This window comes from Desulfovibrio sp. SGI.169, assembly GCF_050313595.1.
Classification (GTDB): Bacteria; Desulfobacterota; Desulfovibrionia; order Desulfovibrionales; family Desulfovibrionaceae; genus Desulfovibrio.
Map to the genome: position 1 here is coordinate 1 of NZ_JBNPLS010000006.1, position 22,826 is coordinate 22,826.

Here is a 22,826-nt window from a genome sequence, read left to right on the forward strand (position 1 = left end):
TTTGTCTTTTTGAATGCAAATAGTGCGGCATCTCATCAAGTTCCATAATGACAGCTTTTCCGAGAGAAGATTTTTCATAAATTTTTCAGCGAAATCCCGCGCCAAACGCATGACAGTCGATGCTGCGACTCCATAAACGCGTGCTATGGAATTAAATGAAAGTCATAAAGTATAAATCAGTATGGCCATTATCTTTTCCGTTGCAGGTCGTCCCCTGGGAGTTCACCGGTAAATTGAAAATCGCAGTTTTCGCAGCGAAATCTCTGACGATTCAGCGGTCTTCCATTTTTTACAATTCGCTCTGACGCACATTTGGGACGGCATTGCATGAAAAACTCCTTAACTGGATAATTTCTGTTTGTATTTTTTAATGGGGTCTGAGCCTAAAGCCGTCTTGCGAACCGCCGATGAAAACTGTAGTTTAGGGTCTACAGAAGGAGGCCGCGCTATGGAATACAACAGCGTCAAGCCAGTAAACATCACGGAAAACGTGCTGACCATGCTGGGGCGGAAAATGGGCAGCGGGCGGGATCTTACCCTGTCGGAGCGGCTGATGGCCATGACCGCCACGGCGCAGAGCACCAGCGATCGTTACGGCCCAGGTCCGGGGGATATGGTGTTGCAGCCGCCAGACCTGCCCGAAACCGTCAAGGGGGTGCTGGCCAATTACATCGGCGTTTAGGGGCGAACCACGCTGCCGGGCATGTGGCGGCCCGCGCAATGCCGCAATAATCCGCCCAAAACGGTCTTTTCCGCGCTGGCCGCGGCGGCGTGCGATTTTTGTCGGTCATGTGCCTGAACGCGTTCCCTCCAAAAGTCGCCATGTTCTTGCCGGCACGAAAAGTCTTGTTTTTCAGGGTTGTTGCGACGGCAGCCGCCTTTCGTTTCGAGCCGCGGGGGAAATTTTTCGCGTCGGCGGATGAAAAACAATCCAACATTTTTTAATGAAGGCTGAGTCCAGGCCGGCGAGGTTTGGCCGCCAGCGTCACGCGGGTTTAACTGCGCGGCCAAGACATGCGCCCAACGTGTCCATTGCGAGGAAGTCTTGAACGAATCCATCGACGATCTTACTGTAGAGTATGAGGAAAACGGCCAGATTCTGATCAAGGAACTGGACAAGGTGGTGTTGAGCAAGGGCGCGTGGACCACTATTCTGTTTCGCTATCAGCAGTGGCGGCCGGAAAGCGACGACTACGGCCCGGATAGGTATGTGATCCGGCGTTATAAAAAGTCGGGGGGCGAATACCGCCAGCAGTCCAAATTCACCATTTCCAGCGCTGACCAGGCCCGCAAGATTGTGGACGCCCTGTTGGCCTGGATTGAAAAATAAGCGCAGTCCACGTCCGCTCCGTCTGTTCGCGGCAAGCTTCACGGGCTTGCCGCGAACAGACGCTTGCATTCCGGGCCCGCCCTGACGCGATTTTGCCCGTCCGCCCGACGCGGGCCGCGCTTTGGGGCACGGGCGCGGCCCCGGCATTGCCGGGTTTGCCAGTATCTTTATTGGCTCATGACCAGCAGAGGGCTTGGTCTCTGAACATTTTGAGAACGAGCCTGCAAATTTTCTCTTGCCGGTGGTTCCCGGAGCCCGCGTTCTTTCATATGGAAATAAAAGGTATGCCTGCGCAGCCCCGGCAGCGCGAGCCGCGCTTAGGCAAAGGCGCGGAAGCTTTCATTCCGTTGATATGAGACTGCTTGTCGGGAAATTCATCAGGCGTCTTTTTATTGGTCTTCAATCTTATCGTCGCCCGGAGGCGAATTTTCGCGCCGCGCCACGTCCGCCCGCGCTTCACCGCGGCGGAACAAGGGCGGTTTCGCCATCTGCCGGCATATTTCGCATAAATGAAGGCTTTGGCCGGTCGGCTTATGTCTGCCATACCCCGTGCTCGTGAGGCTCGTTGCCCAGCGGGTGGGCGTGCATGTGGGCATGGGCGAAGGAGGGGGCGCAAGAGGTGGGGCGACCGTCCAGAATGGTCAGATATTCCGTGGAGGTTCGGGCCAGAAAGTCCCAGTCGTGGGAGATGGTGATCCGGGCCGTGGAAAGCCCGCGCAAAATATCAATGAGTCGCTGGCGCGCCTCGTTGTCCAGACCGTTGGTGGGTTCGTCCAGCAGCAGGGCTTCCGGCCGCATGGCCAGCACTGTGGCCAGGGAGATCAGTTTTTTTTCGCCGCCGGACAGACGGTGGGTGAGGCGTTGCTCAAAACCCGCGAGCCCGAGGGCTTTCAGGGTTTCCACAGCGCGCTGGCGCGCTTCGTCAGGCGTAAGGCCCAGATTGAGCGGGCCGAAGGCCACATCTTCCAGCACGGTAGGGAAAAAAAGCTGGTCTTCGGCGTGCTGGAGCACAAAACCCACCTTGCAACGCAGTTCACGGAAGTCTTTTTCACGGTGCAGGATACGCCCGTGAAAGCGGATCAGCCCCCGCCGGGGGCGAACCAGTCCTGTGACGCAGCGGAAAAAGGTGGTTTTTCCGCTGCCGTTGGGGCCGTACAGCCCCACTTTCTGGGCCGGAAAAAGAGCGAAATTCACATCGCGCAGCACAGTTTGCGGCTTGCCGTCGCGGGCATAGGCGAAGTCAACATGCTCCAGACTGAAAATGGCTTCTCCGTCGGTGCGGGAAATGGCGCGTTCAGACATGCGGGCCTCCTTTCCACTCCATCCAGACGATGCCCGCCAGGCAGAGCAGCAGGCTCAGGGCAAAGAGCGCATCCACAGGCCGGGCGCGAAAGACGGCCACCGAGCGGAAGCGGCCCTCAAAGCCGCGCAGCAGCATGGCTTCGCGCACGCGCAGCGAGCGTTCGTACGCGCGCACCAGAAGCAGGCCCAGCAGTGAGGCCAGGGTTCTGTATGTGTGCATATCGGTGCGCGGTCTGAAGCCGCGCAGGCGCGCGGCCACATTGAGCGTCTGCCATTCCGAGGCAAGCACATGCACATAGCGGCCCGTGAACAGAAAAAGAAAGACAAGCTTGCGGGGACAGCGCAGCCGCTCCAGCGCGTGCCCCACGGTGGGCGAATCCATGCTGGCCACCAGGGCCAGAAAGACGCAAACAAGGGCGTTGGATTTGATGCTCACCAGCAAGGACAGACGCACCCCCTCGGCGCTGACGGCAAATATGCCCCACTGCGCCAGAACCGTGCCTGGCGTGCTCCAGGGCGTCACGCACCAGAGAAAGAGAATGAACATGTTCACCGCCGCCAGACGACGCAGCAGAGGCAGGAGCGGCGGCCGCGAGATTGCCAGCAGCATGACGCCCAGGGCCAGGCCCAGCCAGCAGGCGGGCAGGCTTTTCAGCGGGGCCAGGCAGACGGCGCTCAGCGCGGCGAACGCCAGACGCACGCGGGGGTCAATGGCCTGCAAAAGCGAAGGGCGGACAAAAGGCTGCTCAAACACAAAAGGTAAGACTCTTATTCCGGTTTCAGACAAAAAGGCTCCGCCGCGCGTGCCGCGAAAGAGCGGCAGGCCGGCCCGGCACTGTCATTACCCGCGCCGCCCCTTGAAGTAAAGGCCTATGCCCGCAAGGCCCAGAATCCAGCCGATGCCGCCGATGACGTCTCTCAGGCTGGGGGCGGCGTTGACCTGAGTCGCCAGATCACGGCGAATCGGCCCAAGCTTGGCGTCCAGAGCCGCGTTGACGATGGCGCGCACCTCGTCCGGCGTGACGGAGGGGCCGGGCTGGGCCAATGCGGCGGCCGCCGGAGCGGAAGGTGCGGCGGTCGCGGGGGGGGGCGTCGCCTCCGCCATTGCCGTGGGCGCGCCCGCGCCGGAAAATTCTGAAGCGTCCATAATCCAGTCGTTCTGGTGCCCTTCGCCCGCGGCAATCTGAATGCGCAGGCCGTGACCGGCGCGCGCCGCGGGGGGGACGGGAAAGCTGAACCGCCCGTTGCCGTCGGTATGCCCTTGAAGAAGCTCCTTGCCATTTGTGAGGTCAAAAATTGTGATCAGGCCGTTTTTGACCGGCGAGCTGCGGTTGAAGCCGCACTCCACCATGATGTCGTCACCCTCCAGCCAGGCGAAAATATTGACCCTGTGCGCCAGGGTCGGAGCAGGGAGCAACAGCGTGACCAATAGGGCCAGGGCGGCAAACATGGCTGCGGGACAGCGCGGGGAAAGCGGAGCGGCATTTTTCATGGCGGGTTCCTTCAACCGCGGCGGCATTCAGGCGCGCGTGGTCTGAAGCATTTCGGGGCGTACCCGGTGGATAAAGGCCACGGTGAACATGGTGATCAGGCCCTCCGCCAGCATGACGGGCAGATGGGCCCAGAGCAGCAGTTGCGCGGCGGCCCGGAAGCCCTCGCTGGTAAAAGCCAGAGCCAGGGCGGTGAGCGCGGCGGCCAGGGCCACGCCCAGCGCGCCGCCGCAGAAAGCGGCCGCGCGAATGCCCGCCGGGCCGGGCCAGATGCGAATGATGGCCTTGTAGGCGTACCAGGCCAGCACACTGGAAAAACCCATGGTAAAGGCGTTCACGCCCAGCGCCGTGAGGCCGCCGAACTGAAAGAGCGCCGCCTGGAGCAGCAGTCCCGTCAGAATGGCGGGAAAAGCCGCCCAGCCCAGCACTACGCCCACCAGACCGTTGAGAATCAGATGGGCGCTGGAAAAGCCCACGGGGACATGGATCAGCGAGCCCACAAAAAAAGCCGCTGAAAGAATGCCCACGGTCATCAGGCGGTCGTAATCCAGCTTGCGCAGGCCGATGGCCGTGCCAGCCGCCGCCAGAACCGCGCCCGCGCCGAGTACGGCCGGGGAGAGAACGCCTTCCGCGATATGCATGCCGTTTCCTTGCGGCGGTTTCGCGCCGGGGCCGGGGAGGGGCCTTGCCGGTTCGGCGCGAAAGAGCGCCTGGTCTTACCTGGTTTGGGGCGCCGCAAATTCCAGCCAGAGCACCGCGCCCAGTTCCACGGGCTTGTCCTGACCCTCGCGGGTTATTTTTTCTTTGGCCGTATTCAGGGCCGCGAAGCCCCACCAGCCCGCCCAGGGCACGCCGTAGGAAAATACGCCGTTTTCGTCGGCCTTGACCACCTGGGTGACAAAATAGTCATTGGGCGGCACATGCCCTCTGGTCTTGTTGTAGGATTCCACCTCCACTTCCGCGCCGGGCACGGGCTTGCCGTCCAGCAGCACGCGGCCCTGAAAGACGTTGCCCGCATAGTTGCCGAACGGTCGTGTCAGAGGCACAATTTCCGTCTTCAGGCCCAGGGCTTCGTCCCAGCCTTCCTCATCGCCAAAGGCGGCCACGATGGTTTTGGCATAGTGAATGATGTAACAGTCTTCGGCGGGTTCAAAGTAGGGCGCAGGCTCCACGGCGAACTGGTAGACGCCGGGTTTCTGGATTTTGAAGGCGGCCTGCCAGGCCTTGCGCCCCATGATCGCGGCGGGTTTGAGGCTGGCCCTGAGATCTTCGGTTTTGCCGTTCAGGGTGACGGTGAACGCCTTGGGCGCGGCCATATCCATACCCTGCATTTCCATGGGATGAGAGAAGGAAATATCCAGTTTCAGGTCAGCGTCCTTTTTTTCCGTCACCGTCGCTGTGGCGGGAATGATCATGCCGAAATGCGCTTCGGCCTGCGTGACGGCACAGAGCAGCAGGGCCAGACTTGCGCAGATGATTTTCCACATAGTTTTGTCCTCTTGTGTTGGGATGGCGGCGGCTTTCCATGCGAAGCCGCCCTTGCGCGCATATGCGAAGCTATAGTAACACAAATTTAAAAAAAGTAGCAAGCGGTAATTGCGGCGACCCCGCATGCCGTGCCCGCGCGGCCGCCATTGCCCCGCCGTGGCTGAAGCGTTGAAAATGCCGTTGCCTGACGGCATCCGGCTGTTGAACCGTTGGATGTTGTTGTCGAACCGCTGAAAGAGGCGCAATCCGTTACGCGCAGGCCGGGCCGAACAGGCTTTTTTACTCCTTTGGCCGCCGGGGAAAGCGCATGAAGCCTACTGCGGGAGCAGCTTGGCGTAATCGGCGCTCTTGACGTTTTTTCTGATGAAATTCAGGGCTTCTTTCTGGTTGCCGGCCAGGGAACTGACCATGAACACGTCGTCCTGAACGGCCACCCAGGCCTGACAGGGCGTCTGCTGCTGGGTGAAGTTGAACATGTACTGGCCGTTCTTTTCCACCGGAGGTTTTTCCGCCTTGAACTGGGTGGCGAACATGCCGGCGATGGTTTTTGCGTCGGCGCCGCTGCTGGGGCCCACAACCATGGTGACGGAAACGCCGCTTGTGTTTTTGGCAAAGACGGCGCTGGTGATGCCCTGATTTTCCGTGGGCGGCATGATGACCTTCCAGTCGTCAGGCATGGCGACCGTGAAGTATTTGGTGCTCAGCTCCTCGGCCAGAGCGGGCAGGGCCAGCAGCATGATGAATGCGAAGGCCGCAAGTTTTTTCAACATGAATGTTTCTCCTGAAAATGGCGCGCCCGTGTAAAGGGCGGTTAATGCCGCGCGGCGACCGGCAAAACATGTCGCCCGCCGCCAGGGCCCCGGACGCCGGACCTGTTGCCGTTTTACCCAATGCCCGCTGAAAAAACAAGCAAGCCCTTGCGCGCGCCCGCAAAGGCCACTTTGCGCAACCCCCCGAACCGGCGGCGATGGCCACCGTCCGCCGTAGCGCCAGACGGAGAAAAATTCCCTTTCGGGTCGGCAGATGAAAAGTTTAGTGATTTTAGGCTCAGACCTCATCAAAAATGCGTTATGGCTTTTGCTTGTCGGTACAAAGGGCTACTTTTTCGCTCGCCGCCCGAAGCGGAGCGAAGGGACAAGCCTCCCAAAAACAGGAATTTTTTGCGCCGGCAAGAAGATGGGCCATTTTGGAGGGAGTGACCATGTTACATGACCGACAAAAATCGCACAGTGACGCGCCAACGCGAAAAAGGCCGTTTTTGACGGATAGGAACACCCCTGACCAACGGCGCATTAAAAGGGTCTGGACTCCAGGCGTTTTCAAAGCGGGATGTTTCAAGGCCGCGGTGTCCTTCAGAAAGGCGCGCTCTTGTGGAGCCGGTGCAAAACTGCTATCTTGCCTCTCATGAAAGAGCTTGACCCGCATACCATCCGCCCCTGCCTTGCCTGCGGGGGCACCAATGCCCACCTGGAATCCATGTTGCCGCCGGGCCGGCGGCAGGAAGTCTGGCGCGTTGTCTGCGCCTGCGGCCAGACCTCGCAGCAGTGGTCCGTCTCTCAGGGCGCGGCCATTCGCGCCTGGAACCGCAACCTGGCCCAGGAAAACGGTCCGGGTTTTCTGAGCAAGGAAAGCGCGACGCCGCAAAGGAACCTCAAGCGCTGATTCCGCCTGTTTTTTCCCGATGTTTCCGCTCGCTTCTCTCCGCTAGGCGGCCTGTACAGAGCATTTTCATATGAAATCGCCAGGCTCGGCCCATGGCAAAACGATGTCCGCGAACAGCGGAATTGTTTCAGGCGTAAAGGCGCAGGGCAAACATTGGGCGAATCTGCATCGGCCCCGCCGCGAGGCGGCCCCGCAACGCCGCCGGCCAGAAGAAGGCGGCTTTGCGGCGGGTAAAGTAATGCGCTCTGACTCTAGCGGTTCCAGAGGACAAGCAGAGGGCGGGCCTGAAGCAGCTCTTCCAGGGGCATGTCAACCTTTTGCGCGCCGGCGGTTCCGGGGGCGACCTGATAGGGCTGAAAGTTGATGCGGATGCCGTCGGGCGTGAGCGTCAGGCTGGAAAAATTCTCCACCAGGGGGGCGGTGCCGTCCTTGAGGGTCTGGGTCAGATAGCCGCCGCCAAAACGGCGCGTCAGTCGCTGACGGGACCAGGCCGACATCAGGTTGAGGGCGGTTTCCGGCGCTTCAAACATATCCACCAGGCCGAGCCGCTGCCCTGTGAGCAGGCTGTAATTGAGCGTCATGATGTCCAGATTGCCCGCGCCGCCGGTGTAGTTCCAGAGTTCAAAGGTGATGCTCACCGCCGCGCCGGACGGTCGCGACACGCTGTAGGCCCCCAGCAGCTCAAAGGCCGGGCGCGCGTTGTCCCGGATGTCGGGCAGGCCGAATGCGCTGATATCCAGATGCTCCTCAAAAGCGTTGGCGATGCCCGTGACCCATTGGCGGATATCCGCATCAATGTCATTATTGCCCACCGAGGGGTAATTGATGCTGATTTCGGCCTTGTCTTCCCGCTTTGCCGGAGCGTCCGGCAGGGGCCGCTGAAGCAGATGGTCAATGACCCCCGATTGTCGCGAACCGGAAATTTCAGCCGTGGCCGCCTCTTTGTCGGCGGGGGAAGCGGCCATGCCCCCTGGCCTGTCAGCCGGCGGCAGGGCGGCGTCGGCAAGCGCGCCCTCCAGCGCGTCAAAAGCGTCCGGCAGGGGCCGGGCCGTGGCCGGCGACAGCCAGAAAAACAGCGCCGCCAGAAGACAACAGAATACGCGAGGCATGGACAATGACCTCATCACAGGCATGGCCCGACCGAAAGGGGGCATGTCATTGGTTGGAAGCGGGGGCATGCGGCCAGATCAGGGCTTCGGGCCCGGCGGCGGCCAGCTCCGCCAGGGGCATGTCCACACGTTGCGGCCCGGCGGACCAGGGCGCGACCTGATAGGGCTGGAATTCGATGCGCAGCCCTTGCGGCGTCAGGGTCAGATTGGCGAAATTGCGCAGTTCCGGGGCCACGCCGTCGCGGATCATGTCTTCATCCGCATCTTCACCCAGCGTGCGGGCAAGCTCTTTCCGTGACCATGCGGACATGAGCTGCAGGGCTTTTTCCGGATTTTTGAACATGTCCGCCAGGCTCAGACGCCGCCCCGCGCGCAGGTCGTAGTTCAGGCAGGTGATTTCCAGATTGCCGTGAGCGCCGCCGCTATAGCTGTAGACATTGAAGGTGAGGCTGACCACGCCCTCGGATGGGCGCGAAAGCTCAAACAGGCCGGTAAGATCCCACATGCCGTAGCTGGCGGGCTTTTCTCCGTCCGGCTCTTCGGCGGCCCTGCCCACCTCCTCTTCGTAAGCGTCGGCCACGCCTGTGACCCAGTGGCGAATGTCCGCATCCACCACGGCATGGCGCAGAACCGGGTAGTACAGGCTGAGCGCCGGTTTGCCGTCGCCGCCGCGCTGGATGCGCTCATTGATCACATCGGGATAAACCGTTTGCTCAGGAGCGCTGTTTTCCTCGTCCGGCACGACGGAATCAGCCGGGGCCGGCGTTGCTTCGGCCGCCGCGCGCGCGGACGGAGACGCCGCAAGCCAGGCGCAGGCCAGCAGCGCGGCCAGCAGCCACCCCGCCAGGCTCGGCGGGATGGCCGTTATATTGATAGAAACACGGGGCATGACATATCCTCTCGAGAACGTTCTGGCCTTCGCCGGCCGCTGAAACGGGCGCAACGCGACTTTGAGGAGATATGTTCTCAAAGTCAATCCACGCTACTGTCTACTTGCAAAAGCAGGCGCTACAAAACCCGCAAGGGTTTTGCGGCGGCGTGGTCGGGTTCATTTGCGAAAAACCACGCCAACGACCCCGCAAAAATTCTTCGCGGAATTCCGCGCGGAATTTTTGCGATCAGACCCTGAAACCCAGACGCAACCGCCAGACCTTGCGCCAGTTTTTGAGCAGCAGCGCCGCGGCCAGGGCCAGATAGGTCTGGGCGTAAAAGTGATGCAGACGCAACGGGTCATGGGGCAGGCCCAGCATGGCCTCCAACTGCGCGTCATACAGGGGCGAGAGCAGTTGGGCCGTAAAGAGCAGCAGAAGCCAGAAGGCCTCGCGCACATGCAGGCGCAGATCCAGCAGCAGGGCCACCGCAAAGATCGACTGCCCGGCGGTCAGTAATATTTCCTGAAACTGGTGGCTGTCAAGATTTATGGAGGGCGAAAGCCCGCCGGAGGAAACCGCGTATACGCCGGGGATCATGCCCACCAGCAGCGTCCACTGATTGAGCTTGGAGGAGAGCAGGCTGCCCAGGGCCAGACCGGCGTTGCCCCGAAAGGCGAACATCAGGGCCACGATAAATTCCGGGGCTTCCGAGGCGATGGGCGCGAGCCATTGCACCAGCAAAAATTCGTTGACGCCCAGCAGCTTGCCGCTGGCCACCAGGCTTTCGCTGAATGGCTCGGCATTGCAGAGAATCACCAGGGCCGCGAAAAGAAATATGCCGATCACGGCGCGCAGCCGCGATCTCTTGGGCAGAAGGGCCAGCGCGGCGGCCGGGCCTTCGGGTTCCTCCTCCTCACAGGGACGGCGGGCGATGATCCAGATGTACCAGGCGTAAATGCACAGAAAAACCACGCCATCCAGCCAGGTCAGCGAGCCCTTGAGCGGAATCAGCAGGGCATAAAGGGTGGCCATGCCGAGAAAGAGCACATCCGTGCGCTTGTCGTCGGGCAGGGCCACGGCCGAGTGGTAGCGCCCGGCGAAAATCAGCACGATGACCGACCAGCCCACGCCGATAAGCAGCCGGTTGGCCCCGGTCATGTTGGCAATGGCGTAATGGGAGTAGGCGCTTTCCGGGTGCTGGCCCGCCATCCAGGTGAAGTACATGTCCACCGCGTATTCCGGCAGCACCGCAATAAAGGCCACCACGGCCACGGCCACGGCCTGGGGGATGTCCATCTGGGCCACCTCGCAGGCCCAGGTCAGCAGGAAGGAGGCTCCCAGAATGGCCAGGCCTGAAAGCAGGGCCACCCAGATGGGCGAAATGTCCGGGTGCGCGAACCTCAGGGCCAGGCCCGGCACGGTGAGCAGCGCCGCCAGAAGATAAGGGCGCAGGGCGCGAAGCGACATGGCGTCTCCTTGGGCAAAAGATGCGCGGCGCGCGGGCGCGGCGTCGCAAGACAAAAGCGGTTCTGAAACAAAAAAAGACCCTGGCATTGCTGCCAAGGTCTCACTGATCGGCATGGCCGACGGCGATACCAGGCCCGAAAGGCCATGCTGTTGATACCGCCCAGGTTTCCAGGAACCTAGTTACTCCCCTTGAGTGACGGCACTATAGCCATGACCGCCGGGCCTGTCAAGCCGGTTCGGGGCGGGCTTGCCAGCGGAACCGCCAGCGGCTAATAAAGAGAGGGCCCGGCCGCCGTCAGCGGTCGGGGCGTGCATGAGACGCGCCGGACCGGCTTCAGCGGGCCGGTCGCCGCGAGAGGAGCCAACAGTGAATATTATCTGCCCGCGGTGCGGCTTCAGCCGAGAGCTGCCCGCCGACCGCCTGCCCGCCCGCGCGGTTATCGCCACCTGCCCCAAATGCGCCTGCCGCTTCCGCTTTTCGGCCGAGGCGGGCATGCTGGAAATTCTTGATGCGCCGCCCGCGCGAGCCGCCGCGCCCGGACAGGACGACCCCCCGCCGCCCGGCGCCGTTGTGCCGGGGCGCGACCCGGAACATGCGGCGGCCGAAACCGCCAGCGCCGCAAAAAGCGACAGCGCGCGGCGGGCCGGGGCCGCGCAGGGCCAGCCGGAGCATTCAGGGCCGGAAGAAGAGGACATCCGCCGGACGGCCAGCCGGGCATACGCCCGTGAAGCCGCCCGCCTGGAGGCGGAGACGGTGCGGGACAGCGGGAGCCGCACAGGGGCCAACCCCTGGGAAGCGGCTCCCGGAGGCGACGGCTGGCTGGCCGCCTTTTATCAGACGGCCATGCGGGTCATGTTCGCCGCGCCGCGTTTTTTCGGCGCGCTCAATCCAGAAGCCCCGCACCTGCGGGCCCTGAGCTTTTACCTGATTGTCTGCGTTCTGCAGACGGTGGTGGAACGCTTCTGGGGCGGCATGTTTCTGTCTATCATGGCCCCCAGCGCGGCCACGGACCCGCAGTTGGAAAAAATGCTGGCCCTGCTGGCCCCGCAAACCAATCTGGCCATGACCCTGCTGCTGCGCACGGCGTTGCTGGTTCTGCAACTCTATGTTTTCAGCGCGCTGATCCACCTGGCCTACCGTTTCGTCGCGCCGGGCCGGGCCAGCTTTCCTCTGCTGTTTCAGGTCATGGCCTACAGTTCGGCCCCGGCGCTGCTCTGCGTCATTCCGGGCTTGGGTTCTCTGGCCGGCATGATCTGGGGGCTGGCCTGCATGGCGGTGGGCTGCCGCGCGGCCCTGCGCCTGAACTGGCCGCAAACCCTGCTGGGTTTTGTGCCTGTCTGCCTGGTGACGGCGCCCATGCTCCTGCAACTGCTTTCCGCGGTTCAATCCTGAGGTTGTGGCATGGCCCGGTTCTGGCGGCGGCTTCGCCTTCTCTGGCATGAATTTCGCAAACGTCGAAAATATGGCGCAATGATACGGCCCGAGGGCATTCGTTCCCAGGCTGAAGAACTGGGCCATCTGGCGGAGCTTGCCGGCAGAAGCGTGCCCCTGGCCGGGCTGGAGGCGCGCCGTCTGGCGGAACTGGCGCAGGCCATGACGCATCTTGTGGAGATGACCCGCAGCGCTGACTTCTGCCGCCTGTCGGCTGACAGACGGCTCGCCCTGCGGGACAACCTGCGCGAAGCGCGGGAAAAACTGCTCGCCTCCCTGCAAAAGGCGGGCCTAGCCTCGGAGAAGCCGCAATGAAGTTCTTGCCCTGGCGGAGCCGCGCGCTGCTGTCGGCCCTGTTTCTGATGCCGCTTTTCGCGCTTGCCGCCGGGTGCGCCACCAGCCCGGACGACAGCCGCTCCTCCATATCGCTGGCCGGAGATTTCAGCACGCCCATCCAGATTCAGATAGACAATTTCGTGCGCCGACAGCCCCCCGCCGTCTATGTATCCCCGCGCGGCAGGCTGAATCACCGCCCGCGCGCGCTTTTCGCGCCCCTGCGCGCCGTGCAGCAGATCAGCAATGCCGTGAGCTTCAGTGACATGCTCTCGCGTCAGGTCTGGCAGATATGGCTTTCGCTCAATGCTTTTGAAGCGCTGGAATACGCGCCCGAGGCCGGGCCCTATGAGCGCTCGCGCGCCCTGGCTCTGGCCCGGCGGCACGGCGCGGAACTGCTGGTGGGCGGCTATATCAACCATTATATGGACGGCGGTTCCGGCGGTGAAAGTTCCCTCTCGCTGTCTCTTGAAATTTATGATGTGAAAACCGGCGTCCAGCTCTGGTCTTTGGCGCAGGGCGGCTTGATGGAAGCCCGTCAGGTGCATGATTTTTATCTTTTCTCCATCAAGGAGCGCAACCCCGCTGACCCGTCGGGCCTCATCGCGCGCTCCCTGGCCTGGGATATGGGGCGGGTGGTGCTGGCCTGGGTGGATCCGACCGCCGCGCGCAAGAGCGAACCCTCCATGCTGGACAGCGTCTTCGGTCGAAAAGCCTTCTAAAGTCAGACCCTGTTAATACGCTGTCGGTTAAGGGGATTGCTGGTTGTATTCCGCCGCAATTATCCGTCAAAAACGGCCTTTTTCGCGCTGGCCGCGTCACTGTGCTGTCATGTCTCCTTGCGGGCGTCAAATTCCACCATAATTCTTGCCATCCTAACCGAACAAACTCAAATGGGATTGAGCGTTGTTTGGTATGGAGAAATCAGGCTGGGCACTGGCCGAATTATATACTTTCCCCTTTCTCAAAAAATTAAAGCGGATAGTGTTTGGGTGGGAAGGAGGCATGCAGGGGGACGAAGAGCGGTCTCTTTATCTACCTGACGCCTCTTACCATCCTCCGCCGCCGCCTCCGCCTGAGCCTCCGCCCGATGATCCGCCGGAATAGCCGGAGTCTGAACCGGAACCGGAGCTGCCGCTGCTGCTGAAAAAGCCTGATGTTGCGGCGGCATACTGTGAGGCCGCCGAGCTGATGGCGCTGGTTAGGTCAGAAGGCATGCTTATGGTTTTTATGATTGTGGTATAAGTAACGAAGTTAAAGCCGCCAGCCAGTTCTTCATCCTTCTCCATCCAGTCCGGCACATAGTCCAGATGACTTAGAAGCGGCTCGAATCTTTTCTGCCATGCGTCCGCGCACCCCAGCGCTGCGGCATAAGGAAGTATTTCCTCATACTTCTCAACGGTATCTTCAGGAGCGTTGATTTTTGCCAGCCTGTTCTTTTCCGCTGTGCGGATGTACATCTCAAGTCCGCGTATCATGGCGTCCATCTTGTTGCCCTTGTCTGTGAGTTTGACACAGGTCTTGAATCCGCTCCGGATCGCGAGCAGAATGGACACGCTGAAACAAGTATAAAAGACCATATCTCCATCAACAAGGACATACAGGACAAAGGCCAAAACAAAAATCATGCAAAGGGAAGTCGCCATGGCCGCGATGCGCCTGAATCCACTGAATGAAGCGCGGGACTTTCTGAACCCGTAACCGAACAGCACGGCTAAAGCGACAACGCCGCCAGGAACAGCCAGCATCGTTTCTGCGGAATAATATGCGTCTATGACCAGACCAGGATAAAAAATGCCCTTGTTCATTGCCAGATAGAGCAATCCGACTCCCAGTATGGCGCTGATGATGCCCGGTATCCTCGAAAACTTCCACATGGGTTCCAATGTATCTTCGTATTTTCCCTGCAACCTCAGGTAGCTTTTAAGAAGAACTCCCTTTTCTTCGTTATCATTCTTGTCTTTCTTGCGCTCCTTGTCCTTGCGCATATCAATGACAGCTGATGAGCCACGGAGAGTGAACAGGGCAAAGCTGACGTAATCAAGACCGTTCCGTACCCATTCGGCGAGAGGGCGGGAACGTTTCTTCTGAGCGGGATCGGTTTTGGTGAGAAGGATGGTTTTTTTGTCGCGCAGGGACATGTTCAGATAGCCGTTGACGGCGGCCCACAAAATATCCGCCTGAAGCAATAGCGCCGTAAAGCCGCGCTTTCTGAGGCAGGCGACAGCGCCGGGGGACATGCCGTCAGGAGCGGAGAAAAGCGGAATGACCGTGGTTTTTTTGCGGTGTGTCCAGACACAACTCAGCAGCAGAAAAACAAGCAGCTGTACAAGAGGAATGCCGAACAGTATGGGGAGCCTGTTCGCGCCCATGATGTTGGCAAGCGTTTCCGGGGGCTGTGGTATGAGCCCTTTTTCCCAGCCGACAACGACGGTAAGCCCTTCTCCGACGTCAAAGGGTCGCGTTGTTTCAAAGGAGGACGGGCCGGTCATCCGGTACTCTGCGCCGTTCACGCCTCTTTTGCCGGTATATGCCCCGGTCATGAGCGGCGCGCCGCCTTTGGGAAGCGCTAAAGAAAATGAGGCGTGGTCAATGGGGAACTCCCAGAAATTGCCGGTCACGTTGTAGTAAATCTCGTCGTGGTCCTCCAGAAAGCGCACATGACCCGTGGTTTTGTACACCAGCTCATAGGTATGTTTTCCCAGCGGGGCCATGACGTTGGGATTGCCGATGGCCACGCCGACCGTAAAGCCCTGATCGCTTTCCTTGTAAGGCACTGCTTTGCCGTCCAGGGTTGCGGACAGGACCTCAAAACCGTAATGGCGCAGTCCGTCTTCACCCACGCGCTCCTTGACGGGGTATAGTCTGTAAATGCCGTGCCGGATGGCTTCCTGCTCGATGTTGACGACAATGCGCTCCGTCACCACCAGAGAGGCGTCTTCTTCCAGTCTGGCGGAGACGGCATAATCGAGAATGCGCTCGTCAGCCAACGCAACGTCCGCGCGGGAGAGCAAAAACACAAGAGGCAAAAGCCATAGCGCTGTGAGGCAAAATCGCTTCATCGTTCTTCCCCCGTGACTTAAAACGTGGATCCCCAGGCTGGGGCCCCTCGTTGCTTTTTGCGAACTCATGGATGTCTGCGGGCCTTTTATTCGCTGTCTTCCGAAACGACATTGCGGTTGACAATGCGCAGGAAGGCGATGCGTTCCACAAAGAGGCGCAGTTTTGCACTGATGGACATGGTGATATACATCGTTCCGCCTTCGCCGAATCCATCCGCCGCTTTTTCGGTGAACAGCTCCGTGAACTTCAGCCATGAGCGCTGATCGTTACGCAGCGCTTCGGCAAGGCCGGCATCTTTCATCTTGAGATTACGGATGGTTTCCTTATAGGCGGCGTTCAGAAGGTCGTCGGCCTTTTCCATACTTTGCGTCAAAAGATCGCTGGCCTCAGATGTTGAAAGGGAAGCCGTCCTTTCAAAGCATTGCTCCATGAGCGCGCGGGCCTGTTTTTCATAGGCCGGCAAGGGATTTTCCCCGGCAACGGCAAAAGCTGGCAGCGCCAGCAGCAGAACAAGTGCGGACAATGCAAGACGCATGCTTACTTCCCCCGTGCTTTTTTAAGGATTTTTCCGGAATCGGGCACATAAAAGTTCATTACGGAACACTCGCTTGTGTGGATATCCAAAGACCGCTCGCTGGTAAATTTCAGCGTTACAGCGTCACCCTCATCTAATCCCGCAAATTCCTGACAGTCGCCATTTCCAATGATTACATCAATTTCTTCTCCATTGGCATTTCTGATTAAAAAGCCATAGGCGTCGGCGCTTCTGGGGTAGGTATACCGCAGGAAAGCGCCAGTAAGCTGGCGTGTGCCTGGCAATTTGCCCACATGGCAAACTGGCGGCGGGGCAGATGTTGTTCCTGCTGATACGGATTGCCCCATTTGTTTTAATTTGGATACGGCGCTTTCGCGTCCATGTTTCGCCGCCTTGCGGTACCAGAGCATGGCTGTTGCGCGCCGCTCATCGGGATCTGTCAGATTAAAGCCCTCCGCTATATCGGGACGCAAAATACTGTCCCCCACATCTTCATATCCCAGGGGCAAACCCGTGGCTGCCGCTTTTAAATAACAGTCAAAAGCAATATGCTCATCCTTTTTAACGCCAATGCCATCGCGGTAACAGTCGCCCAAATTGTGCAAGGCAAGTCCGTTGTTGGCTTTTGCCGCGACAGAGTACCAGTACACGGCCTGCTTCACGTCAACAGGCAGGCCGCGTCGCCCTTTTTCGTACCAGACGCCCAGCCTGTTCGCGGCGGGGGGATCTCCCGCTTCGGCTTTTGCGCGGGTTTCCGCCAGTTCTTTGTCTTCCCGCCTGGAGGGGGCCTGTTTTGTTCGCAAGGCTTCAGGGACGGCGCCGGCCAATAGCCACATCTCACCGCCGCTTTTTGAATCCGACGAGATCGGTTCCATCGAAACGGCCTGAACAGGATGGCATAGAAGCAGTGCGGCCAGTAAACCGGGGCACAGAAAGGTTTGACGCTTCTTCACATGAACTCCTTCAGCGTTTGAAAAAATTTGAAAAATGCGGCGTGACGCATTGTATGGAGGTCGGCCGCTTATCTGGTTCGGTATTCCAGCCACAGCCTGTCCGCGTGGTCGCGGAACACAGCCGGACCATTGATAAAAGCGGCATCCATCTTGCCTGTGCCTCCAAGACTTTCCTCCCCCGGCATACGAATCAGTGTTGTGCCGCGCATGGCATACTTTTGGCCGCCTTCATACATGATGATTTTCATGTTCGCCGGGCTGACATCGCCATGGCAGGCGAGTTGATAGCCTGTCCAGACTTCGGCCACGCCATTGTTGTCGAGATCAGTGACGTGCAAGGCTTCAGGAATAAAAGCGGCTGTCAGGGATGTTTCGCAGTCGCGCACGCCATCCGTGATTTGCCAGACAGGCTGGGCGTTCGCCTGATCTGCGCGGAAACGGCGGGCATACAACCGCTTGCTGAGGCCGGTTGTGCCATATTGATCAAGTTTTTGCTTGCGCACCCCGGTTTCCGCAAGCAGGATCACGTTGTCGCCTGTGGCGTCCGCATAGCGGAGCGCTTTGACAAGCCTTCCCTTGATGGAGGGGAAATTCTGGAGACAAGTTTCGGCGCTTATGTCCCAAGCCTCAATGCGGCCCTGCTCCAGCGGGAGCCGGGGGGGTGCAATAACCGGCGTATTTTCCCCGCCGCAAACCGGATTTGCCCGCGCGAAGCAGCAAAAGGACAGCATCATGCCGAAAACCATAAGCTGTTTTAACATGGCCTGCTCCCTGGTAAATACCGTCATGGCGTTATCGCGTGAACGTTGCCGCTCTCTTCTCTATGGCGCTTGGCGAGCCGCGAGAGGCACGTCACCGTATTTGTTGGGTGTCTGCTGTGAGCGGAGACAGAAAAAAATGCACAAGGGGAGAATGCCCACAAGGGTAAGACTGGCCAGCAGCCACCATCCGCTGCGCCCCGTATCGTGCAGTCTGCGCGCTCCAACGGTCAGTCCGGGAAGGAACAGCGCAAGCTGGAACAGGGCGGAAAGCGGTTCTCCATATTCACCGGCGTTCATGAAAACCGCGTTGACAGCGGTACTGACCAGTGAGGAAAAGAGCGTGAACCACCAGTATTCCGCCCGTGTGGCCCGTCCTCGAAACGTCGCAGCGTTTTTCAGGCAACTGGCGATGGCTTCCGTGAAGCTCATCCGGCGTTGACGGAAAACGGGCAGCGCCGTCCCGGGAGGCAGAGATTCTGCTCGCGCATCATGCGTCATGGCATGTTTCCTCCAAGGCGCCGTTGATGTATTCCGCGAATACATCAGCTCCATGCCCAAAGAGCCGTTCGCCTCTTTGGGAAAGGCGCGCCGGGTCATGCAGTTAATGGGAAAAGCACATTCCCCCTATTCACGACTTGCGGGCGGCCTTGCCCTGCACCACCCTCAACTGAAAACTGATGGCTTATGATGGCAGGGAAAATGAAAGGAGGCTTCATCCCCGTGATGATTTTGCCAGAACATAGCGAAAAAACGAAAAAATTCATCTTTGTGATGACATCAGGTTTTCCGGGTCAGGTTGACTCGACACGATTTCGGGAATAATTAGGGAGCGCTGAGAATACGGAAACAGCCTGTTTTGCCGGGAGAGCCTTGTGTATGGCTAGCGTGCACACGAGTTTGGTCGCGTCGGATGATATGGCTTCGTATCCCCTCTTTCATTTTTTAAAAATAAAGTTTTTCCCATATGTTATAAAAAAATATGCGGAATGAAGTCCCTGCTTGCTTTGTGGGTGGGAGCTTTCTGTTTACTGTTGACGGCCTGTTCCGATTCTCCGCTGGATCCCGCCCATCCTGTCACCTTGAGTCTGTGGCATGTGTATGGGGCGCACTCGTATTCTCCCATGAATGAGCTGGTGGAAAGGTTTAACCGAACCGTCGGGAAAGAACGCGGCATTATTATTGAAGTGACCGCTGTATCCAACACCAGCGCCATACATGAAGCGCTGGTGGCTGCCGCGCATCTGCAGCCTGGAGCCGGCGATTTGCCGGATCTTTTTACCTGCTATCCAAAGACGCTGAGCGCCATGGGCAGCGAGAAAGCGCTTGACTGGGGAAAATGGTTCAGCGAGGAGGAGCTGGGCGTCTTTGCCCCCCAGTTTCTGGAGGAAGGGTATGTGGACGGCGCGCTACGCCTTTTCCCCCTGCTCAAGTCAACCAATCTTCTTTACGTCAACGCCACCATATTTGACGAGTTCAGCAGAGATACCGGCATCACCTATGCCGATTTGAGCACATGGGAAGGCGTGTTTCGCGCATCGGAACGCTATCACCGGTGGTCTGGCGGCAAAACATTCTTCATGTACGACGAGTGGCTGCATTACGCCATGCTCAATGTGGAGTCATTGGGGGAAAGATTTTTCGATGGCGACCGCATCCGCTGGGATAGCCCCGCCTTCATAAAGGTCTGGAATGCCCTGGCGCGGGCCGGGCTCAAGGGGGAGATATGCCCCATGCCGGGATACGCCACCACAGCCATGATAATGGGCGAAGCCGTGTGCGGCTTTGAATCTTCGGCGTCTATCCTGTATTTCACCGATACCATTACCCTGCCGGACAATTCCATCATGCCCTTGCGTCTCGCCATTTTGCCTGTGCCTTTATTTGAAGGGGCAAAACCTGTGGTTCTTCAACGCGGTTCAGGTCTGGGGGCGCTCAAATCCACACCGGAGCGGGAATACGCCGCAGCGGTATTCTGCAAATGGCTGACTTCTCCAGAGGTCAACCTTCCCTTTGCCGTTCAATGCGGCTACATGCCTGTCAGAAAGGACTCTTTCAAGCGAATCATGGAGGGAAAGACGCCCCCCTACCCTGATGAGAGGTACCGCGAACAGTACCAGGTTCTTCAGAAAATTTATGCGAACTCAACTTTTTATGTTCCACCTGTTTTTAAAACGTATGATCCCATGGAACGCGGTTTTTCCGCCGTTGTGCGCGATATGTTCAAAAAGTCCAATGTGGTTGGCGTCGGTAAACCGGTGTCGCAGGAAGCCATTGACCAGACGCGTACGGAAATAGCCCGGCGTGTCACAGCCTTGCAGGATAAGTAGTTGTTTTTGCGCGCGGCTCCCTTGTTTTTTTCACGGCTCAGAAAGGGCAGATTCTCTTTACAGGGGCGTCTGCTGTGGTATTTTTCAGCACTGAGCGTGATTCTTTTTACCGCGATGCTGTTGCTGCTTTTCTGGTTTGGCTGGGTTCCCTTTCCTCAAAGGGCTCTCGGCAAAATTTTTGACGACTACCTTATCCGCTATGAGCGTAAACTTTCAGAGCATATAAGCCATTCAGCCGCGCAGGGCATTCATCTTGCCGCAATGCTGACGGATATGATTGAGCGGACGCTGCATGCAAGAAACTGTTCATTCGCTGCCGTTTCCGACAATCCAGAGCTTATCAGAACGCTGGAGAACAACTCTATCTATCTCTTGAAAGATACGTTGTTGCGCTCAAGGTGCAGCGGCAGTTTTATCATTCTTGACGCTACGGTGAACAGCGCCCTGCGTCAGTCCAGAGAGTCACGCTGCGGTGTTTATCTGAAAGCCAGCAATATTACCGTGTCAAATCCCGTGTTGCCGCAAATTTTTTACCTTCGCGGCCTGTCCGAGCTGGCTCTGAAATACCAGCTTGAATTTCATAACAAGTGGGACCTGGAATATGATATGGCGCAACTTCCAGACTATGCCGCTCTTTTGCGAAGCGCCGCCGCTTCGCCGGAATCCAGGTCATTTTTTCTGACAAAATCCTTTTTTATCCGTGGCACTCACGACAAGGTCATATTGCTTTGTGTGCCGCTCCGCGGCCGTGACGGGGAGGTGTATGGCCTGTGCGGTCTGGAAATAAGCGACATATTGTACCGGCTGACCTACCGGATGCCGCAGCACGACTTGCCGGACATGGTGATGGGCTTCGCTCAGCAAAGCGGGCATGGGGACGGCGCGACCCTGCATGCGGGCACGGGGCTTATGAACGGCCCCGCAACAAATCTGTTTGCCAGCCCTGTTGCCATGAGCGCCACAGGCATGACGCACTATAAACGCTATCAAAGCGGAACGCTGGATTTCGCCGGTAACGAGAGAACATTGCGTATTGCGCCACTCTCTCTGCCGGGGCAGGACGGCAAGTGGGTTGTGACGGTGCTGCTGCCCTGGGAAAAAGCCCAGATTTTCTGTTTGAAAAAATATATTTTTCTTGGTCTTTTTCTGGCCTTGTTTCTGGGCATTGCATTGGGGGCTTCTCTCTTTCTGACGCGGTGTTGTGTGGCCCCCGTGCTTCTTGGCATAAAAAATGCCCGCACGAACGGTGTTGCCACCACCAATGTTCGGGAACTGGATGAACTCCTTGAATTTTTGGAAGCAAAGGAACAATCGCTCCTGCGGCAACAGGAGGAGAATGCGCGTTCCCTCGGCCACATTCAGGAAAAAAGTGATTTACAGGCGGATATTACCGCCTACCGCACTTTTATAGAGCAGATTTCCACCCTGTCCAAGGCGGAACGCCTGGTTTTCGCGCTCTATATCAAGGGGCAGAAAGCCAATGAAATCGCCGCGAATCTTCACCTGTCCATCAATACCATACGCACGCACAACAGAAACATCTATGCCAAGCTCAATGTGTCTTCCTACAAGGAACTGATGGTTTATATACGCATGATGACCGCCGAAGACAGGGAAACATTTGTCTGACGCGGGGATATTCCCTCCCGGCCTGCTGTTCCCCTGGTCTCCGCTGTGAATGGCGCGCTGATTTTTCCCTCATCTCTTTGATGAAATTTTCAGAATTCAGGAAAAACTTTCTCGCCTCATCCTGAAGATGATGCTTCTTCCGTTTTTTTGACGCAAAAATTCTGCATGGCGTTCGTCATCCTCCCTGAGACAAAAATGCCGGAGTGATCATGAAACATTTTTCCATGCGCATCATCCTTGCCCTGCTTCTTGCTTTTTCCATCCCCGCTCATGCCGAAGGACTGCGATACCCTGGTCATCGACAGGGATGTGAAGGGGGGGATATCGCCTGCAATGCCCCGGAGCTGCATGCCCACATCCAGGGAAAGGATGCCGTCTCCCCAACGGGACGAGATATTTCTGCGAATGCCTATCTGTATCTTTACAAGAACAATCAACCCTTTGCCAGTATGCGTGTTTATGACGATCAATGCCATATCGCCACAAAACGCATCGGCAATGCGGACTGGTACAGCGTGAGATCCCGGCTGAACAAATCCGGACAGGAGAGGAGCGCCATGTCTCTGGTTTCTCCGAATGGACTTGTCTTGAACATCTTTGACGACAGTCGGGTGAGCGTTATTACAATCGACAACGAAAAAGATTGCCTTTTTTTGCAATGGACATCGGAATACGAGGAAGAACCGGGCAAGCGCAAGGAATATTCGCATGATGCCCTGGTCGGGAAAAACTTCATACGTCTCCGGGATGTGGAAGGGCTGGAAACAGCGTTTGACTGGAGTGAACTGCGTGCTGTGACGGCGAAGTATGAGGGTGGAGACATCGTGGACAACACTACCTGTCGGCTGTTTTTTGAGACGCGGAACGGAAGACGGCTGACTATACTTGCGTTGGGCGGAGGCTGGCTTGACTGGCTGGAAGGCAACAGGAACAACCTGCTGACCATAACCTATGGCACATGTCATTATGACAGGGAAATGGATTCCGGGAGCGGACTTTTTCTCTACAATGCCATCCCGCAAGACAGGGGGCGGCAACACCGGGAAGAGGGTGTATGAAAAGCGTGTCCATCA

At 58.4% G+C, this 22,826-nt stretch carries 25 protein-coding genes; 9 read left to right on the forward strand and 16 right to left on the reverse strand.

The window, feature by feature from the left end; genetic code table 11:
* Window positions 1-188 precede the first annotated feature (188 nt).
* On the reverse strand, window positions 189-329 hold the full coding sequence (locus ACQRA4_RS04540; RefSeq protein ID WP_427821904.1) for an IS1/IS1595 family N-terminal zinc-binding domain-containing protein: 141 nt from the start codon (window positions 327-329) through the stop codon (window positions 189-191).
* 119 nt (window positions 330-448) lie between these two features.
* Between ACQRA4_RS04540 and ACQRA4_RS04545 the strand changes: the two genes are divergently transcribed.
* The gene (locus ACQRA4_RS04545; RefSeq protein ID WP_427821905.1) at window positions 449-682 is read left to right on the forward strand and encodes a hypothetical protein; all 234 of its coding nucleotides are present in this window, start codon (window positions 449-451) and stop codon (window positions 680-682) included.
* Here the strand turns inward: ACQRA4_RS04545 and ACQRA4_RS04550 are convergent.
* The gene (locus ACQRA4_RS04550; protein ID WP_427821906.1) at window positions 679-1,059 is read right to left on the reverse strand and encodes a hypothetical protein; all 381 of its coding nucleotides are present in this window, start codon (window positions 1,057-1,059) and stop codon (window positions 679-681) included. The genes ACQRA4_RS04545 and ACQRA4_RS04550 overlap by 4 nt on opposite strands.
* On the opposite strand from ACQRA4_RS04550, the gene ACQRA4_RS04555 reads away from it, so the two are divergent.
* Complete coding sequence (locus ACQRA4_RS04555) at window positions 1,046-1,330, forward strand: hypothetical protein (protein WP_427821907.1); 285 nt, start codon at window positions 1,046-1,048, stop codon at window positions 1,328-1,330. The two genes, ACQRA4_RS04550 and ACQRA4_RS04555, sit on opposite strands and share 14 nt — an antisense overlap.
* A gap of 531 nt (window positions 1,331-1,861) precedes the next feature.
* Here ACQRA4_RS04555 and ACQRA4_RS04560 read toward each other — a convergent pair.
* The 6 genes from ACQRA4_RS04560 to ACQRA4_RS04585 form a co-directional block, all read right to left on the reverse strand.
* Window positions 1,862-2,632, reverse strand: a complete 771-nt coding sequence (locus ACQRA4_RS04560) for an energy-coupling factor ABC transporter ATP-binding protein (RefSeq protein ID WP_427821908.1) — start codon at window positions 2,630-2,632, stop codon at window positions 1,862-1,864.
* The gene (gene cbiQ / locus ACQRA4_RS04565; protein WP_427821909.1) at window positions 2,625-3,386 is read right to left on the reverse strand and encodes a cobalt ECF transporter T component CbiQ; all 762 of its coding nucleotides are present in this window, start codon (window positions 3,384-3,386) and stop codon (window positions 2,625-2,627) included. The genes ACQRA4_RS04560 and cbiQ overlap by 8 nt, the downstream gene beginning before the upstream one ends.
* Window positions 3,387-3,473: 87 nt before the next feature.
* Window positions 3,474-4,124 carry a cobalamin biosynthesis protein CbiL gene (locus tag ACQRA4_RS04570; protein ID WP_427821910.1) on the reverse strand — a complete coding sequence of 217 codons (651 nt, stop codon included), beginning with the start codon at window positions 4,122-4,124 and terminating at the stop codon, window positions 3,474-3,476.
* 27 nt (window positions 4,125-4,151) lie between these two features.
* Complete coding sequence (cbiM, locus tag ACQRA4_RS04575) at window positions 4,152-4,763, reverse strand: cobalt transporter CbiM (RefSeq protein ID WP_427821911.1); 612 nt, start codon at window positions 4,761-4,763, stop codon at window positions 4,152-4,154.
* 75 nt (window positions 4,764-4,838) lie between these two features.
* On the reverse strand, window positions 4,839-5,609 hold the full coding sequence (locus tag ACQRA4_RS04580) for a DUF4198 domain-containing protein (RefSeq protein WP_427821912.1): 771 nt from the start codon (window positions 5,607-5,609) through the stop codon (window positions 4,839-4,841).
* A gap of 315 nt (window positions 5,610-5,924) precedes the next feature.
* Complete coding sequence (locus ACQRA4_RS04585; RefSeq protein WP_427821913.1) at window positions 5,925-6,380, reverse strand: hypothetical protein; 456 nt, start codon at window positions 6,378-6,380, stop codon at window positions 5,925-5,927.
* Window positions 6,381-7,014: 634 nt separating this feature from the next.
* Between ACQRA4_RS04585 and ACQRA4_RS04590 the strand changes: the two genes are divergently transcribed.
* Window positions 7,015-7,272, forward strand: coding sequence for a hypothetical protein (locus ACQRA4_RS04590; RefSeq protein WP_427822033.1), 258 nt, complete (start codon window positions 7,015-7,017; stop codon window positions 7,270-7,272).
* Window positions 7,273-7,523: 251 nt separating this feature from the next.
* Here ACQRA4_RS04590 and ACQRA4_RS04595 read toward each other — a convergent pair whose 3' ends face one another.
* From ACQRA4_RS04595 to ACQRA4_RS04605, 3 genes are all read right to left on the reverse strand, one after another.
* Window positions 7,524-8,381 (reverse strand): DUF3298 domain-containing protein, encoded by an 858-nt coding sequence (locus tag ACQRA4_RS04595; protein WP_427821914.1) that lies wholly within the window; start codon window positions 8,379-8,381, stop codon window positions 7,524-7,526.
* 46 nt (window positions 8,382-8,427) lie between these two features.
* A complete protein-coding gene (locus ACQRA4_RS04600; RefSeq protein WP_427821915.1) occupies window positions 8,428-9,270 on the reverse strand; it encodes a DUF3298 domain-containing protein in 843 nt (280 codons plus the stop codon).
* Window positions 9,271-9,499: 229 nt separating this feature from the next.
* Window positions 9,500-10,720 carry a sodium:calcium antiporter gene (locus ACQRA4_RS04605; RefSeq protein WP_427821916.1) on the reverse strand — a complete coding sequence of 407 codons (1,221 nt, stop codon included), beginning with the start codon at window positions 10,718-10,720 and terminating at the stop codon, window positions 9,500-9,502.
* Between the two features lie 367 nt (window positions 10,721-11,087).
* Here ACQRA4_RS04605 and ACQRA4_RS04610 point away from each other — a divergent pair, with 367 nt between their 5' ends.
* The 3 genes from ACQRA4_RS04610 to ACQRA4_RS04620 are packed head-to-tail and all read left to right on the forward strand — an operon-like array spanning window position 11,088 to window position 13,207.
* Window positions 11,088-12,113 carry a YIP1 family protein gene (locus ACQRA4_RS04610; protein WP_427821917.1) on the forward strand — a complete coding sequence of 342 codons (1,026 nt, stop codon included), beginning with the start codon at window positions 11,088-11,090 and terminating at the stop codon, window positions 12,111-12,113.
* A 9-nt stretch (window positions 12,114-12,122) separates the two neighbouring features.
* A complete protein-coding gene (locus ACQRA4_RS04615) occupies window positions 12,123-12,467 on the forward strand; it encodes a hypothetical protein (protein WP_427821918.1) in 345 nt (114 codons plus the stop codon).
* Complete coding sequence (locus ACQRA4_RS04620) at window positions 12,464-13,207, forward strand: hypothetical protein (protein ID WP_427821919.1); 744 nt, start codon at window positions 12,464-12,466, stop codon at window positions 13,205-13,207. Before ACQRA4_RS04615 ends, ACQRA4_RS04620 begins: the two co-directional genes overlap by 4 nt.
* Window positions 13,208-13,534: 327 nt before the next feature.
* Here ACQRA4_RS04620 and ACQRA4_RS04625 read toward each other — a convergent pair whose 3' ends face one another.
* The 5 genes from ACQRA4_RS04625 to ACQRA4_RS04645 all read right to left on the reverse strand — a co-directional run bounded on the left by ACQRA4_RS04625 (window position 13,535) and on the right by ACQRA4_RS04645 (window position 18,295).
* Entirely contained in the window at window positions 13,535-15,547 is a 2,013-nt protein-coding gene (locus tag ACQRA4_RS04625; protein WP_427821920.1) for a DUF2207 domain-containing protein, read from the reverse strand.
* Window positions 15,548-15,633: 86 nt separating this feature from the next.
* Window positions 15,634-16,083 (reverse strand): lysozyme inhibitor LprI family protein, encoded by a 450-nt coding sequence (locus ACQRA4_RS04630; RefSeq protein ID WP_427821921.1) that lies wholly within the window; start codon window positions 16,081-16,083, stop codon window positions 15,634-15,636.
* Window positions 16,084-16,085: 2 nt separating this feature from the next.
* The gene (locus ACQRA4_RS04635) at window positions 16,086-17,036 is read right to left on the reverse strand and encodes a tetratricopeptide repeat protein (protein ID WP_427821922.1); all 951 of its coding nucleotides are present in this window, start codon (window positions 17,034-17,036) and stop codon (window positions 16,086-16,088) included.
* A 68-nt stretch (window positions 17,037-17,104) separates the two neighbouring features.
* Window positions 17,105-17,824, reverse strand: a complete 720-nt coding sequence (locus ACQRA4_RS04640; protein WP_427821923.1) for a M949_RS01915 family surface polysaccharide biosynthesis protein — start codon at window positions 17,822-17,824, stop codon at window positions 17,105-17,107.
* A 33-nt stretch (window positions 17,825-17,857) separates the two neighbouring features.
* Entirely contained in the window at window positions 17,858-18,295 is a 438-nt protein-coding gene (locus tag ACQRA4_RS04645; RefSeq protein ID WP_427821924.1) for a DUF805 domain-containing protein, read from the reverse strand.
* Window positions 18,296-18,918: 623 nt separating this feature from the next.
* Here ACQRA4_RS04645 and ACQRA4_RS04650 point away from each other — a divergent pair.
* The 3 genes from ACQRA4_RS04650 to ACQRA4_RS04660 all read left to right on the forward strand — a co-directional run bounded on the left by ACQRA4_RS04650 (window position 18,919) and on the right by ACQRA4_RS04660 (window position 22,811).
* Window positions 18,919-20,124, forward strand: coding sequence for an extracellular solute-binding protein (locus ACQRA4_RS04650; RefSeq protein ID WP_427821925.1), 1,206 nt, complete (start codon window positions 18,919-18,921; stop codon window positions 20,122-20,124).
* 96 nt (window positions 20,125-20,220) lie between these two features.
* Window positions 20,221-21,753, forward strand: coding sequence for a helix-turn-helix domain-containing protein (locus tag ACQRA4_RS04655; RefSeq protein ID WP_427821926.1), 1,533 nt, complete (start codon window positions 20,221-20,223; stop codon window positions 21,751-21,753).
* A 209-nt stretch (window positions 21,754-21,962) separates the two neighbouring features.
* On the forward strand, window positions 21,963-22,811 hold the full coding sequence (locus ACQRA4_RS04660) for a hypothetical protein (RefSeq protein WP_427821927.1): 849 nt from the start codon (window positions 21,963-21,965) through the stop codon (window positions 22,809-22,811).
* Window positions 22,812-22,826: the final 15 nt, after the last annotated feature.

What these genes read in the sequence shown, in the direction of transcription:
- ACQRA4_RS04540 (WP_427821904.1), bottom strand. Translation starts at nt 329, where the DNA reads ATGCAATGCCGTCCCAAATGTGCGTCAGAGCGAATTGTAAAAAATGGA.
- ACQRA4_RS04545 (WP_427821905.1), top strand. Translation starts at nt 449, where the DNA reads ATGGAATACAACAGCGTCAAGCCAGTAAACATCACGGAAAACGTGCTG.
- ACQRA4_RS04550 (WP_427821906.1), bottom strand. Translation starts at nt 1,059, where the DNA reads ATGGATTCGTTCAAGACTTCCTCGCAATGGACACGTTGGGCGCATGTC.
- ACQRA4_RS04560 (WP_427821908.1), bottom strand. Translation starts at nt 2,632, where the DNA reads ATGTCTGAACGCGCCATTTCCCGCACCGACGGAGAAGCCATTTTCAGT.
- ACQRA4_RS04570 (WP_427821910.1), bottom strand. Translation starts at nt 4,124, where the DNA reads ATGAAAAATGCCGCTCCGCTTTCCCCGCGCTGTCCCGCAGCCATGTTT.
- cbiM (WP_427821911.1), bottom strand. Translation starts at nt 4,763, where the DNA reads ATGCATATCGCGGAAGGCGTTCTCTCCCCGGCCGTACTCGGCGCGGGC.
- ACQRA4_RS04580 (WP_427821912.1), bottom strand. Translation starts at nt 5,609, where the DNA reads ATGTGGAAAATCATCTGCGCAAGTCTGGCCCTGCTGCTCTGTGCCGTC.
- ACQRA4_RS04585 (WP_427821913.1), bottom strand. Translation starts at nt 6,380, where the DNA reads ATGTTGAAAAAACTTGCGGCCTTCGCATTCATCATGCTGCTGGCCCTG.
- ACQRA4_RS04590 (WP_427822033.1), top strand. Translation starts at nt 7,015, where the DNA reads ATGAAAGAGCTTGACCCGCATACCATCCGCCCCTGCCTTGCCTGCGGG.
- ACQRA4_RS04595 (WP_427821914.1), bottom strand. Translation starts at nt 8,381, where the DNA reads ATGCCTCGCGTATTCTGTTGTCTTCTGGCGGCGCTGTTTTTCTGGCTG.
- ACQRA4_RS04600 (WP_427821915.1), bottom strand. Translation starts at nt 9,270, where the DNA reads ATGCCCCGTGTTTCTATCAATATAACGGCCATCCCGCCGAGCCTGGCG.
- ACQRA4_RS04605 (WP_427821916.1), bottom strand. Translation starts at nt 10,720, where the DNA reads ATGTCGCTTCGCGCCCTGCGCCCTTATCTTCTGGCGGCGCTGCTCACC.
- ACQRA4_RS04615 (WP_427821918.1), top strand. Translation starts at nt 12,123, where the DNA reads ATGGCCCGGTTCTGGCGGCGGCTTCGCCTTCTCTGGCATGAATTTCGC.
- ACQRA4_RS04620 (WP_427821919.1), top strand. Translation starts at nt 12,464, where the DNA reads ATGAAGTTCTTGCCCTGGCGGAGCCGCGCGCTGCTGTCGGCCCTGTTT.
- ACQRA4_RS04625 (WP_427821920.1), bottom strand. Translation starts at nt 15,547, where the DNA reads ATGAAGCGATTTTGCCTCACAGCGCTATGGCTTTTGCCTCTTGTGTTT.
- ACQRA4_RS04630 (WP_427821921.1), bottom strand. Translation starts at nt 16,083, where the DNA reads ATGCGTCTTGCATTGTCCGCACTTGTTCTGCTGCTGGCGCTGCCAGCT.
- ACQRA4_RS04640 (WP_427821923.1), bottom strand. Translation starts at nt 17,824, where the DNA reads ATGACGGTATTTACCAGGGAGCAGGCCATGTTAAAACAGCTTATGGTT.
- ACQRA4_RS04645 (WP_427821924.1), bottom strand. Translation starts at nt 18,295, where the DNA reads ATGACGCATGATGCGCGAGCAGAATCTCTGCCTCCCGGGACGGCGCTG.
- ACQRA4_RS04650 (WP_427821925.1), top strand. Translation starts at nt 18,919, where the DNA reads ATGAATGAGCTGGTGGAAAGGTTTAACCGAACCGTCGGGAAAGAACGC.
- ACQRA4_RS04660 (WP_427821927.1), top strand. Translation starts at nt 21,963, where the DNA reads ATGAAACATTTTTCCATGCGCATCATCCTTGCCCTGCTTCTTGCTTTT.